The following is a 13,235-nucleotide window of genomic DNA, read 5'->3' as shown; positions in this document are numbered from 1 at the left end:
GTGGCAGCGGCTAGGTTGGGAATATGGCCAAACAAAAGACGCTTTTCAGGTGCAGTGAATGCGGATGGACTTCACCCAAGTGGGTGGGGCAGTGCCGGCAGTGTCAGCAGTGGGGAACGGTTGACGAGGTCGGGGCCGGCCCGGCTGGCACCAAATCTGCCGCTACCACCCCGGTAAAGCAGGCGCTGCCAATTGCGCAGGTAGACGGCGATGCTGCTACCGCCCGCCCCACCGGGGTTAGCGAATTGGACCGCGTACTCGGCGGCGGCATAGTGCCCGGCGCAGTAGTGTTGTTAGCCGGGGAACCGGGCGTTGGAAAATCAACTCTGCTGCTAGATGTGGCGGCCAAGGCGGCAGCGGAGGCACGCAAGGAGGGCATGGGTAAAGTCCTGTACCTGACCGGCGAGGAATCGGCTTCGCAGGTGCGCCTGCGCGCCCAGCGGATCGGCGCACTGGATCCTTCTTTGTTGCTTGCTTCCGAAACAGACCTGGGTACCGTGCTAGGTCATATCGAGGCCAATTCGCCCTCGCTGGTAGTGGCCGACTCCGTCCAGACTTTCGCGTCAGCGCAGGTAGAAGGCTCCCCAGGCGGCGTCGCGCAGGTGCGCGAGGTAGCGGGCGCACTTATCCAGGCAGCCAAATCTCGCTCTATCCCGGTGTTGCTGGTAGGGCATGTAACTAAAGACGGGGGCATCGCCGGTCCCCGCATTTTGGAGCATCTAGTTGACGTCGTGTGCCAGTTCGAGGGCGACCGCCACTCGCGGCTGCGGCTGTTGCGGGCGGTCAAGAACCGCTACGGCCCCACTGACGAGGTGGGCTGCTTTGAGCTAGGGGAAAAGGGGATCATCGGTCTAGAGGATCCTTCCGGATTGTTCCTGTCGCAAGATCGCCAGGCCGTTCCGGGCACATGTGCCACGGTCAGTTTGGCGGGGCGGCGCCCCATGCCAACCGAGGTGCAGGCGCTGGTGGCTCCCGCGGTCTCGGGCGGCTCGCCGCGGCGGGCAGCCGTCGGATTAGACCGCTCTAGGGTGGCAATGACTTTGGCCGTGTTGCAGGCCCGGCTGGGGCTGGATCTGACTCACCAGGATGTGTACGTTTCCACGGTCGGCGGTGCGAAGGCCGTTGAGCCGGCTATAGATTTGCCTACCGCGCTGGCGGTGGTTTCTGCCGCTACGGGCCGGGTGGCCGACCCGCATTGGATTGCTTGCGGCGAGGTATCCCTTACCGGCGAATTGCGCGCATGCGTTGGCCTGCAAAGACGCCTAGGGGAAGCAGCCCGCCTTGGTTTCAAGGTGGCAATCGTGCCCTCCCAGGGCGCCGACGAGCTTACGGCTCCAGAGGGCATGCAGCTGCTGCCGGTATCCAACGTTGCCCAGGCAGTCGGGGCTGGGTTGCCCAGGCAGAAGAAGGACTAGTTGTCCTCGCCCTCGGACGGGGCCTTTTCCGATTCGCCTTCCAAGTTCACTATGGCCTGCCGGCCTGGGAATTCTTTGCCGTTTTGTACCGGGATAAGTTTGTATGTCCCGGCCGCTGCCTTACCGGTGGCTTGACATTTGTTGTCCGCAGTGGAAGTGTCCCATTCCAGGGTATCCTGCCAGGTCTGATTCTTATCTAGCAGGAGTGGCTTGGCGGGCAGATCTTTATTACAAGGGATGGAATAATAAACGTTCTGATCGCCGCTCTTGATGTGCACGCCCAGTTGCGCAAAAGACCCATCCGCAGTGCAGGGCGCACCCCCGGTATTTTTCAGGGAAAGTACCAACCCTACTTGCCCGCCTACTGGGTAGACGGTTTGTTCAGGGCTAACCGATATTTCTAGGTTTCCCGCTTTGCAATCCTTCGGCATTTCAATTTGCGCCTCTTGCTTAGCCTTGTGAGCGGCAACCTGTTGATCCTCAGCCAGTTTGCCCTTTGCCCAGTTGACTACATATACCGCAAAGCAGACCAGTCCGATAAGGATCGCTAGAGCTACTATCCGCCGCACCCAGAACTGGCCCTTAGTGGGTCTTTTTCTAGTCTTTTTTGGGCGCGTTGAACCTGGTCGCGACCGATTTGTTTGTTTTGCTTTAGGGCGGTTGCGATTAGTTGGGCTCATATAACCGACCGTACCGGCCGGGGCGGGCAGGCGGGAGCTGGCACGCCGGGAAGACTTATTTAAGCAGGTTGGGCGGTGCGGGGCGGGCCATCTTCGCCCTCGTCATCGTCATCGTCGATGCGGCACCAGTGCTGTACTAGCAACCCGATTATTAGGAAAAATATTGCTGCTAGAAGTGCCACCCCACCCGATACGGCGGCGCTTTCACGATGCGCCCCCAACTGGGTCAAAGCAACCGCTATTCCGGTGGCGGCAAAGCCCGCCAGGAACGCCCCAAAAATTGAAGCGCTCTGGGCAAGCAAAGCGATGTTGGCCGCAGCAATCGGGCTCATCGAACTCTTCTTTTTGCGGTAGGCAACCACCCGCCGCCCAGCCCACAGCAGCGCCAGCGCCATTATTGCGATCAAGCCCCCCACTATCGGATGCAGGGTTGGGGGCAGTTCCCCCAGAGCCAACAGCACCGCTGAAAGAACCAGGTTAATTCCGGCTCCAGCAACCACTAATAGGGCATACGCCCACCACTTCAGGTGTACCACTAGCGCTCATCTTTCGGCTCTGGCGATGGCGTGGGCTCCCGCCGCAGGAAATCCCACATTCGCCCGAACACGCCGCGCTTCTTTGGAGCCGGCTGCGGAATCTTCGGGATTGCCCCTACCGGGCTGAATCCGCCGTCGTCGTCTACAACGCGGATGGTTTGGTTGCCCCGAACCACAGCCTCCCAGGAAGGTAGCGGCAGCGTACCGGTGAAGGGTGCCGGTTCACCGTCCTCGCGGGCGGCCTCTACTACGTCCAACCAGTTTTCCCACGTGCGCTTGATGCCCGCCCGGTCAGGAGCGACTTCGGCCAGGTCACTGATAGCTTCGGTGCCCAACTTGGCGCTCGGATCCATGCGTGCCCACGGCACCAGCACGAAGGCTCGTTCCCTTGCCCGCGGATGAGGCAGGGTTAGTTCCTCCGTTTGGCTGTGGACTCCCTCTATGGTGATGATGTCGATGTCCAGGGTCCGCGGGCCCCAATGCTCGGTGCGGATGCGCCCATGAGCGTCTTCGATCCTGTTGCATTCGTGCAGCAGTTCCAGCGGAGCCAGGGAGGTTTCTACCTGCAGCACTGCGTCGAGGTAGTCGGGTTGTCCCTGCTGGTCTTTTTCCAGTACCGCTGCCGAACGCACCAGGGGGGAAACCTGCCGGACGGTAATGCCTTCTACCTTGTCCAGGTCGGCAACCGCTCGACGCAAAGTCACGATGGGATCGGCAAGATTGGCACCCAACGCCAACACCGCGGTACGCGTTGCAGGGATGTCCAGGGTCGTCTGCCCCGAGGCGGGCAGCCGCGCTGCGGCCTCGTCCAAGTCCGGAACCGGAGCCGCTTTGCTACCGTTCGGCAGGTCCCCACTATTAGCAGCCAGCAGGTCAGAGACAGTCTGAACGACCTCTGCACCCCGCCAAATGGTTACTGTTACGTCTTTGGCCTTGGCCTCGATCGGAGCGTCGGGCTTATGAATGCATACGCGGGTAGCAACGGCTCCGGTTTCTAACGCGACGCGGGCGACGTGCTCGGCTACCTGTTCGATCAGATTGGAGGGCGGGCCTGCCAGGATGGAACGAATATCTTCTGCTAGCACGGAGTAGTCGATGGTGTTTTCCAGATTGTCAGTGCTCGCTGCCGTACGGGTGTCGGTGTACAGGTCGACGTCGGCGGTGAAGGTTTGCCCCTCTTCACGTTCAAAGTCGTACACACCGTGTTTGCCGTAGCCGGTGATGCCAACCAGGCTAATGCAGTCCTTGGGGTCGCTCATGCGTCTTCCTCCCACCGTTTTGCCATTTCTAAAGCTGACTTAGTGCGGGCCACATCGTGCACCCTCACTCCCCAAGCGCCGGAGGTAGCGGCGAGGGCGGAGGTGGCTGCGGTAACCAGGTCACGCTCGTGCGCGTGGATTCCGTCCCAGTCAGGAAGAGGGCGTCTCCCCTGAGCTACTGCGCTCTGCAGGAAGCGTTTGCGCGAGGTACCGATCAACACTTTTCCTGATGGGCTTGCCTTCACTAATTCGCCAGTTGCCCCCAAGAGTGCCCAGGACTGAGCCGAGGTCTTCGCAAAGCCAAGCCCCGGGTCCCAGATGATGCGCGAGGGCGAAACCCCAGCGGCAACAAACTTTTCAGTAGAGCGCGTCAGCTCTGTGATCACGGTAGACACTAGCCCGTCTGGGTAATCAGTGAGCTGATCCATGGTGTCCGGAGTGCCGCGCATGTGCTGGAGCACGTAATCGCAATCTGCATCGGCGATGACTGACATCATGTCCGGGTCGTAGGCGCCCCCAGAGACGTCATTAATTATGGAAGCCCCCAGCGAAAGCACATATTCGGCAGTGGCAGCGTGAATAGTGTCGACCGAAACCTTAATATTCTTGTTCACTAGTTCCTGCACAACCTGCCCGATCCGTCTGATCTCTTCGGAAGCAGGGATGCGGGTGGAACCCGGCCGTGTCGATTCCCCACCGACGTCAATCAGATCCGCCCCGGCGGATATGGCATTCAAGGAGTATTCGATCGCCTGAGCAGGATCTTGGTGATCGCCCCCGTCCGAGAAGGAATCGGGGGTGACGTTACAGACGGCCATCAACAGGGTTTTCATGCTGGAGTTGCTCACCCTTTAATCCTAGCGAAAAGGAACCCTTTAACGAGTGTTGACGCGGAAGACCTGCGAGAATTCCACCCGGAAGGTTTTGGCAATTTATGGCAATTTATCTCACAAATAGCCGCCCCAGCACTTCATGCGATATCGCACTTTTTACTTTTCTGCGCAACTATTTTTCCCCACAAAGACAAACCCGGTTCCCGGGAAACAACGCAGCTGTACATACAACCTCACACTGAAAAACAGTTGAAAATGACAAGAATATGCATAACAACATCTTTTTTAATAGATTTTAAAAAAAAGTGGCGTACAGGACACTGGCAACCCCGTGCCACCTGCTACCTTTGCGTATTTTTTAATCAAATTAGGCGAAATTTAGCCAGAAATTGGCCATCTCGCCTCCTAGACTTAAGTCCTTTCATGATTGATGCACAAGTGTAAAACTAGATGCGGCGTAGCTTGGAGATTTATCCGTGCACGCTCTGGTGACTCAGGCGTTGCCAGAAATATGAATACTTACTTCAGAAGGGGTGAGTTCTTTGGCCAAACAGGGCAAAGTAGCGCTTAGCTCGACACTGTTTGAGAAAGAGAATGAATTCGTTCCGACCGACCGCGAAGTGGTACGTGTCGAGGACACCGACTACACCGATGTATCCGTAGTCATTTTGGAAGGTGAAGACCTAACCAACGGGACTCTACAAGAGATCACAGAGACCGGATGGGGCATTCCCGTATTCACTGTCGCCGGTAACAAGTCTCCAGAGTCTTTCGAAGGCATTTATGGGGCTATCTCTGCCGACGCCGGCCAGTCCGCTTTCTACGGCCGCAAGGTTGAAGAAGCGGCCCGTAAGTACGAGGACAAGATCCTGCCCCCGTTCTTCGGCTCCCTAGTGAAGTACCACGAGAAGGGCTTCACCGCATTTGACTGCCCCGGCCACCAGGGCGGCCAGTTCTACCGCAAGCACCCTGCCGGACGCCGTTTCTTCGACTTCTACGGCGACAACGTGTTCCGCACCGACCTTTGCAACGCTGACGTTTCAATGGGTGACCTGCTGATCCACGATGGCCCGCCGGCTGCTGCAACCCAGAATGCTGCCAAGATTTTCAACGCTGACAATACTTGGTTCATTCTGAACGGTACTTCTGCTTCTAACCAGGTTGTGCTGAACGCCCTGCTCACCCCCGGTGATCTGGTACTGTTCGACCGCAACAACCACAAGTCGGTTCACCTTGGTGCACTGACCCAGGCTGGCGCAGACCCCGTTTACCTAGAGACCGGCCGTAACGCCTTCGGCCTGATCGGTGGCATCGATTCGCACTGCTTCGAAGAGGATTACCTGCGCGAGCGCATCGCCAAGGTTAACCCCGAAAAGAAGGATGCGAAGCGTCCGTTCCGCCTCGCTGTCATCCAGCTAGGCACCTACGACGGCACCATCTACAACGCACGTCAGGTAGTTGACCGCATTGGTCACCTGTGCGATTACATCCTGTTCGACTCCGCATGGGTCGGATACGAGCAGTGGATCCCAATGATGGCTCCGTGCTCACCGATGAAACTGGAGCTTGGACCGGAGGATCCGGGCATCATCGTCACCCAGTCTGTGCACAAGCAGCAGGCCGGCTTCTCGCAGGCCTCGCAGATCCACAAGAAGGATTCGCACATCAAGGACCAGGATCGTTACGTCAACTTCGACCAGTTCAACGCGTCCTACATGATGCACGCCTCGACCAGCCCCTACTACCCGCTCTTCGCCTCCTTGGACGTGAACGCTCAGATGCACGCCAACGGCAACGGCGAGAAGCTCTGGGCAGACGCTATTCGCGTCGGTATCGAGACCCGCAAGATGATTTTGCGGAACTGCCACCTGATAAAGCCGTTCGTGCCGCCGACTGTGGACGGCAAGGCTTGGGAAGATGCAGATACCGAGGAGATCGCGAAGGAACGCAAGTACTTCGAGTTCGTTCCCGGCGAGTCCTGGCACGGCTTCGATTCCTATGAAGAGGGCCAGTACTTCGTTGACCCGATGAAGCTGCTGCTGACCACTCCCGGCCTGATCAACAAGACCGGCGGCTTCGAGTACGAGGACTTCGGCATTCCTGCCAATATCCTCTGCTACTACCTGCGCACCCAGAACTTCATCCCGGAGAAGAACGACCTCAACTCGATTCTGTTCCTGATGACTCCGGCCGAGACCCTCTCTAAGATGGAGGACTTGGTTGCTGCTCTGGTTCGCTTCGAAAAGCTCGTGGAAGAGGACGCTCCGCTTTCGGAGGTTCTGCCCGACATTTACGCCGCCAACCGCGACCGTTACGAGGGCTACACCATCCGTCAGCTGTGCCAGGAGATGCACGACTTCTACAAGGACCGCACCGTGGCCCAGCTGCAGAAGGACATGTTCCGCGAGGAGCACTTCCCGAAGGCAGCTACCTCCCCGCAGAAGGCAAACTTCGCCTTCCTGCGTGGCCAGATCGACTTCATTCCGATCGAAGAGGCCGAAGGCCGCGTCGCTGCCGAGGGCGCTCTGCCCTACCCTCCGGGCATCATCTGTGTTGCTCCGGGCGAGGTTTGGGGAGACTCCCAGCTCAAGTACTTCATGGCACTTGAGGAAGGCATCAACGTTCTGCCCGGATTCGCTCCCGAGCTCCAGGGTGTCCACATGGTCACCGAGGAAGACGGCCGCCAGCGCGCCTACGGCTACGTGCTGAAGGAAGAAGCGCTCAAGGAAAACTAAGGTAGCCCCTTAGTAATCTCATCTCGCAGATACAAGGAAAGATATGTCAGACACTAAGAGCGCTCCTGATAAGAAGCGCATGAGCGTAGTGCAGCTCACGGTGCTCACCATGGTTAACATGATGGGCTCGGGCATCATTATGCTCCCCACCAAGCTAGCCCAAGTCGGTACGATCTCGATTCTGTCGTGGATCATCACCGCTGGTGGCGCGACTTTGTTGGCGTACGCATTCGCAAAAGCCGGACGTTACACCAAGAAGCCGGGCGGCATGGGCGGCTATGCAGAATACACATTCGGCAAGTCCGGTAACTTCCTAACCAACTTCGCCTACTTCATCTCGTTGGTTATCGCTAACATCGCAATTGCGATCTCGGCGGTTGGCTACGCCCTCAGCCTTTTCCAGGTTGACACCGACAAGATGAGCAACGGCCCGCTGTTGGTTGGCGTTCTTACCATTGTGACCCTGTGGCTAGCTACCGTGCTCAACTTCGGTGGCGCTCGCATTACCGGCCAGCTGTCGACCTTCACTATCTGGGGCGTGATCATTCCCGTCGCAGGTATCTCGATCATCGGCTGGTTCTGGTTCAGCGGCCACATGTGGGTAAACGCATGGAACCCGCACCACATGGGTACTTTCCCCGCTATCAGCGCATCTATTGCAATGACCCTGTGGGGCTTCCTGGGCATCGAGTCGGCGTCCGCAAACTCGGACTCCGTCGAGAACCCCGAGAAGAACGTACCGCTAGCGGTTATGGGTGGCTGCTTGGGTGCAGCTGCCATGTACATCGTTTCCACTAACGTCATGTTCGGTATTGTCGATTACAAGGCCCTTGCTAACTCCAACGGCCCGTTCGGCCTAGCGTTCTCGCAGATGTTCAACCCGACCATCGGCAAGATCGTGCTGGCAATGATGGTTATCTCCTGCTTCGGCTCCCTGCTGGGCTGGCAGTTCACCATCGCCCAGGTGGCCCGTTCGCTGGCTCTGGAAGGCATGATGCCGAAGGCCTTCACCAAGGTCACCAAGGCAAACGCACCTATCGTTGGCATGGTAATCATTACCATCGCTCAGACGCTGCTGTCGCTGATGACAATCAGCCCAAGTTTGTCCGAGCAGTTCGAGGTGTTGGTCAACCTGGCGGTTATCACCAACGTGGTCCCGTACATCCTCTGCATGGGCTCGTTGATGGTAATGCAGAAGGTCTCCAACGTTCCTCGTCGCGAAGCGCGCATCACCAATATCGTCGCAATTATTGCTGGTATTTACTCGTGCTACGCGCTCTACACTGCAGGCGAATCTGCGATGATGGGCGGCGCCCTCGTCTTCTTCTTCAGCTTCTTGCTGTTCGGTCTTGCAGCTCCCAAGGTCATGGACCTGAAGGGCTACAAGCACGAGGTAGACGAGAACTCCAGGCTCTCTGACCACTACGACCCCAAGAAGGACGATCTACTCACAGAAGGTTCTTCCAAGGTAGAAGGTGGCGCAGAAGCCCTATAGGATGCTCCTGAACCAAAAAGGTGTGGCGTGGCAGCTTCGGCTGCTGCGCCACACTTCTATGTGCGACCAGCACAAATAACTACTAAAGTTCCCCTCTTCTAACAGTCAACGAAAGCTCTTAGCCATGTTTTCCTCCCCCACCAAGTCAGTCGGCACTCTGCTCCCCAGCCTGGGCCTGATACTGGCTACGACTATCTGGGGGTCCATGTTCTTCATGATCAAGAAAGTCACCACCGAGATCCCGGTACTGGACTTTCTGGGGTGGCGGTTCGGGCTCACCGCCATCTTCACGGCGCTCATCTTCCACAAGCAGGTATTGAGGGCGAGCAAAAAAGCCTGGTTCTACGGCTTTATTCTGGCGATCCTATACGTGGGCGCGCAATACCTTGAATCGATCGGTCTAGCTACCGTAGATGCTTCCATTTCGGGCTTTATTACCGGCATGTACGCGGTGATGACCCCAATTTTGCTGCTGGTCATCTACCGACAGCCTCCCCGCCCAACCGTCATATACGCCTCTGTGGTTGCAACGCTGGGACTGGCGATCCTCTCGCTGCGCGGATTCTCTTTTGGCATCGGCGAGATCTACACCCTTGCGGGCTCCATCTGCTATTCGCTGCATATCGTAATGCTCGGCCGTTTTTCGAAGCGGGCCGACTCCTCGACACTGGCATCTACCCAGCTCATCATGATGGGGCTGCTGTCGCTGGGGCTAGCGGCGCCGGGCGGCATCACTATCCCCCACACCGCCTTTTCCTGGTTCGCCCTGTTCTACATGGCGCTACTGGGCGGCTCGCTGGCAATGCTGCTGCAAACCTGGGCACAATCACGTATTAGTCAGACCAGGGTGGCCATCATCATGACCACCGAACCGGTCTTCGCAGCGATCACCGCAGTCATATTCGGCGGCGAATCAGTAACGATGCGTCTGCTTCTGGGCGGCGGGCTGATCGTAGCGGCGATTATCGCCTCGGAATTATCCTCGGCCCGCAAGGCAAAGAAGTACTCGGTTAGCTCGACGCCTAGTGCGTAATTAGGCGCAATACCTCGGCACGAGTAGCCTGATTCCTTCGCATCTGCCCGCGCAGTGCCGAGGTAACCGTTTTTGCCCCCGGCTTCTTGATGCCCCGCATCGTCATGCACAGGTGCTCGCCCTCTAGAACTACTGCCACCCCAGCGGCATGCAGTTTGTCCGCAATGGCGTCTGCAATCTGAGCCGTAAGGCGTTCCTGCACCTGCGGCTTGCGGGCAAAGCCCTCGACGCAACGGGCGATCTTCGACAGCCCAGTGACCTTGCCGTGCGAGGGCAAATACGCCACGTTCGCCATGCCAAAGAACGGCAGCAGGTGGTGTTCGCACACTGAATAGAACGGGATATCGCGGATCAGCACGATCTCGTCAGTGCCGACCTCGAACTGCTTTTCCAAATGGGCGCCCGGATCTTCGTGCAGACCCACCGACAGTTCGCGCCAGGCGCGCGCCACCCTGTCAGGGGTTTCCTCGAGTCCCGGCCGGGACGGGTCCTCGCCAATGGCACACAGCAGGTCATAAGCGGCCTGGCGGGCGCGCTCGTAATCGAAATTGTTACTCATGGATTTTATTCGGTAGCGGAATCAATCTGCGGGGGAACGGGTTGGGACGGAGTCTGCGCATCCGCGTCGTTACCGATTGGGTCACCAAAGGTAGTACCCTCCACCGCGGCGTCCGCGTTGTAAGCCCACACGGCCCGCTCTGGCTGCTTGTGCACGTCGGCAAAGATCTCGTTTAGCTCGTTTTCGAGTACCGTTTCCTTTGCCAGCAGCCGTTCGGCGAGCCGGTCCAGCACGTGCCGGTTAGCGGACAGCACCTGCCACGCTTCCCTGTTGGCGCGTTCTAGCAGTGCCTGCACCTCGTGGTCGACGAGGGCGGCGAACTCGCCGGACATGCCCGAGCCCGAAGCCATCTCGCGGCCCAGGAACGGCTGGGTGTCCTCTGAGCCCAGCTTGATGGTGCCCACTTTGTCGGACATGCCGTAGTCGGTAACCATCTTGCGTGCCGTCTGGGTGGCCTTATCAATGTCGTTAGAGGCGCCCGTAGACGGATCCTGGAAGATTAATTCCTCGGCGACTCGCCCGCCCATCGCGTAGACAAGTTCGTCGAGCAGCTGGTTGCGGGTCTTCGAATAGCGGTCCTCGTTCGGCATCACCATCGTGTATCCCAATGCGCGCCCACGCGGCAAGATAGTCACCTTGGTGACCGGATCGGTGTACCGCAACGCAGCGGCCGCAACCGCGTGCCCGCCCTCGTGATACGCAGTGACCAGCTTGTCGTGCGCCAGCATTACGCGCGTGCGCTTCTGCGGTCCCGCGATCACCCTGTCGATAGCTTCGTCGAGGGCGCGCTCGTCGATTAGGTCCGCATTAGAACGGGCCGTCAGCAGCGCGGCCTCGTTCAGAACGTTCGCCAGATCAGCACCGGCAAAGCCCGGGGTGCGCTTAGCAATCTGGCGCAGATCCACGGAATCCACCATGGGCTTGTTCTTGGCATGTACCTTCAAGATTTCGAAGCGGCCATTGATGTCGGGAGCCTCAACGGAAATCTGCCGGTCGAACCTGCCCGGCCGCAGCAGCGCCGGATCCAGCACGTCCGGACGGTTAGTAGCGGCGATCATGATTACGTTCGTGTTCTCGTCAAAACCATCCATCTCGACGAGCAGCTGGTTCAAAGTCTGTTCGCGTTCGTCATTGCCGCCGCCCATACCGGTGCCGCGGTGACGGCCCACCGCGTCGATCTCGTCAACAAAGATAATCGCCGGAGCGTTCTGCTTAGCCTGATCAAACAGGTCACGCACACGCGAAGCGCCCACGCCCACGTACATTTCTACGAACTCGGAACCGGACATGGTGTAGAAGGGCACCCCGGCCTCGCCAGCAACAGCCTTAGCAAGTAGAGTCTTACCGGTGCCCGGAGGGCCATACAGCAGCACGCCCTTCGGAATCTTGGCACCCAGCTGGTGGAACTTGCCCGGAGTGGACAAGAATTCGCGGATCTCTTGCAGTTCCTCAACGGCCTCGTCGACCCCCGCCACGTCAGTGAAACGCACCTTCGGCGCATCGGCATCCTTCATGCGAGCCTTGGACTTGCCAAAGTTCATGATCTTGCCGGCCCCGCCCTGCATCCGCGAGGTGAGGAACCAGAAAATGCCCACAAACACGGCAATCATCAGCAACATCTGCACGATGCCCTGCCACCAAGACGGCACCGGGTACAGCGAGTTGTAGCCCTTGTCGAGCTTCGCATCGGAAATGAGCTTCGCCAAATCCTTGGCCTGCCCATCGGTGTACTGGAACTGCACCTTCTTAGTCGGCTTCGGAGCAGACGCCAAGAACGACTTCTCTTCAGTGCGAACCTTCGGCTTGTATTCCTTCTTCAGATTCAGGGTAACCAGATGCGATCCATCATTGACCACGGCGCGAGCAACCGTGTCCCCCTTCAGCAGGTCCACGCCCTCGGACGTGTCGACCTCGGCAGGAGCAAAAAGACGCGTCGCCGCCCAAATAATCAACGCAATAATCAAAAACGGCAAAAACCATGCGAGATAGTTACGCTTGGGCGCCTTTTTCTTAGCCGTCGCCATTAATGGGATCCCTTCAAGTTGAGACTATGAACAAAAGCCTAGCGGGAAGTAGAACTGCCCCTACCGGTTATGCGCTAGCGGTGAACACTAAGCGTATACGTGCGGGGCCAAAGTGGCCACAAAGGGGAGGTTGCGGTACTGCTCCGCAAAATCGAGCCCATACCCGACCACAAACTTATTTGGAATGTCGAAGCCGACGTAGCGCACGTCCAGGTCAGCCTTCATGGCTTCCTTCTTGCGCAGCGCAGCCGCGATCTGCACGGTAGCCGCACCCCTTGCCTTCAGGTTCGTGACCAGCCACGACAGGGTAAGACCGGAATCGATAATGTCCTCGACAATGAGCACGTCCCTACCCTGAATGTCAGAATCCAGGTCCTTCAGAATACGCACCACGCCAGAAGACTTAGTGCCGGAACCGTAAGAGGATACGGCCATCCAATCCATCAGAGTTTCGGTGTGCATCTTGCGCAGCAGATCAGCTACCACCATGACGGCGCCCTTCAGGACTCCCACCACGATCGGGCGCTTGCCCTGGTAATCCTTGTCGATTTCCGCTGCCATTTCGGCTAGCCGAGCCTGCATCTGTTCTTCGGAGATAAGAATTTCTTCTAGGTCCGTGCCCATATCTTTTGCATCCACTCTCCTAATAATAGGCATAAATACCTA

General features: G+C 58.1%; 11 protein-coding genes. 4 read left to right on the top strand and 7 right to left on the bottom strand.

Annotated elements, in window-relative coordinates:
- The first annotated feature begins 23 nt into the window (after positions 1-23).
- Positions 24-1,415: a DNA repair protein RadA gene (gene radA, locus QP400_RS03955; protein ID WP_004807305.1), complete on the top strand. Its 1,392-nt coding sequence runs from the start codon at positions 24-26 to the stop codon at positions 1,413-1,415.
- Here radA and QP400_RS03950 read toward each other — a convergent pair.
- The 4 genes from QP400_RS03950 to folP form a co-directional block, all read right to left on the bottom strand.
- Positions 1,412-1,984, bottom strand: a complete 573-nt coding sequence (locus QP400_RS03950) for a DUF4232 domain-containing protein (protein WP_004807304.1) — start codon at positions 1,982-1,984, stop codon at positions 1,412-1,414. The genes radA and QP400_RS03950 overlap by 4 nt on opposite strands.
- Positions 1,985-2,154: 170 nt before the next feature.
- Positions 2,155-2,631, bottom strand: coding sequence for a DUF3180 family protein (locus tag QP400_RS03945; protein ID WP_004807302.1), 477 nt, complete (start codon positions 2,629-2,631; stop codon positions 2,155-2,157).
- Positions 2,631-3,890, bottom strand: coding sequence for a 2-amino-4-hydroxy-6-hydroxymethyldihydropteridine diphosphokinase (gene folK, locus QP400_RS03940; RefSeq protein WP_004807299.1), 1,260 nt, complete (start codon positions 3,888-3,890; stop codon positions 2,631-2,633). The genes QP400_RS03945 and folK overlap by 1 nt, the downstream gene beginning before the upstream one ends.
- Positions 3,887-4,738 (bottom strand): dihydropteroate synthase, encoded by an 852-nt coding sequence (gene folP, locus QP400_RS03935; RefSeq protein ID WP_004807297.1) that lies wholly within the window; start codon positions 4,736-4,738, stop codon positions 3,887-3,889. The genes folK and folP overlap by 4 nt, the downstream gene beginning before the upstream one ends.
- Before the next feature lie 518 nt (positions 4,739-5,256).
- Between folP and speC the strand changes: the two genes are divergently transcribed.
- The 3 genes from speC (at position 5,257) to QP400_RS03920 (ending at position 9,986) form a co-directional block, all read left to right on the top strand.
- A complete protein-coding gene (speC, locus tag QP400_RS03930; RefSeq protein WP_048706779.1) occupies positions 5,257-7,458 on the top strand; it encodes an ornithine decarboxylase in 2,202 nt (733 codons plus the stop codon).
- Between the two features lie 43 nt (positions 7,459-7,501).
- Positions 7,502-8,953 carry a putrescine-ornithine antiporter gene (gene potE / locus QP400_RS03925; protein ID WP_004807294.1) on the top strand — a complete coding sequence of 484 codons (1,452 nt, stop codon included), beginning with the start codon at positions 7,502-7,504 and terminating at the stop codon, positions 8,951-8,953.
- A 124-nt stretch (positions 8,954-9,077) separates the two neighbouring features.
- Positions 9,078-9,986 (top strand): DMT family transporter, encoded by a 909-nt coding sequence (locus QP400_RS03920; RefSeq protein ID WP_048706778.1) that lies wholly within the window; start codon positions 9,078-9,080, stop codon positions 9,984-9,986.
- On the opposite strand, the gene folE is transcribed toward QP400_RS03920, so the two are convergent.
- The 3 genes from folE to hpt all read right to left on the bottom strand — a co-directional run bounded on the left by folE (position 9,976) and on the right by hpt (position 13,208).
- Positions 9,976-10,545 carry a GTP cyclohydrolase I FolE gene (gene folE / locus QP400_RS03915; RefSeq protein WP_004807290.1) on the bottom strand — a complete coding sequence of 190 codons (570 nt, stop codon included), beginning with the start codon at positions 10,543-10,545 and terminating at the stop codon, positions 9,976-9,978. The genes QP400_RS03920 and folE overlap by 11 nt on opposite strands.
- 5 nt (positions 10,546-10,550) lie before the next feature.
- Complete coding sequence (gene ftsH / locus QP400_RS03910; protein WP_004807287.1) at positions 10,551-12,569, bottom strand: ATP-dependent zinc metalloprotease FtsH; 2,019 nt, start codon at positions 12,567-12,569, stop codon at positions 10,551-10,553.
- Positions 12,570-12,656: 87 nt separating this feature from the next.
- Positions 12,657-13,208 carry a hypoxanthine phosphoribosyltransferase gene (gene hpt, locus QP400_RS03905; protein ID WP_040315281.1) on the bottom strand — a complete coding sequence of 184 codons (552 nt, stop codon included), beginning with the start codon at positions 13,206-13,208 and terminating at the stop codon, positions 12,657-12,659.
- Between the last annotated feature and the right edge of the window lie 27 nt (positions 13,209-13,235).

The organism is Winkia sp. UMB3158 (genome assembly GCF_030217145.1).
Classification (GTDB): Bacteria; Actinomycetota; Actinomycetes; order Actinomycetales; family Actinomycetaceae; genus Winkia; species Winkia anitrata.
The sequence above is the reverse complement of the archived record's forward strand: the minus strand, read 5'-3'. Positions and strand labels throughout refer to the sequence as shown.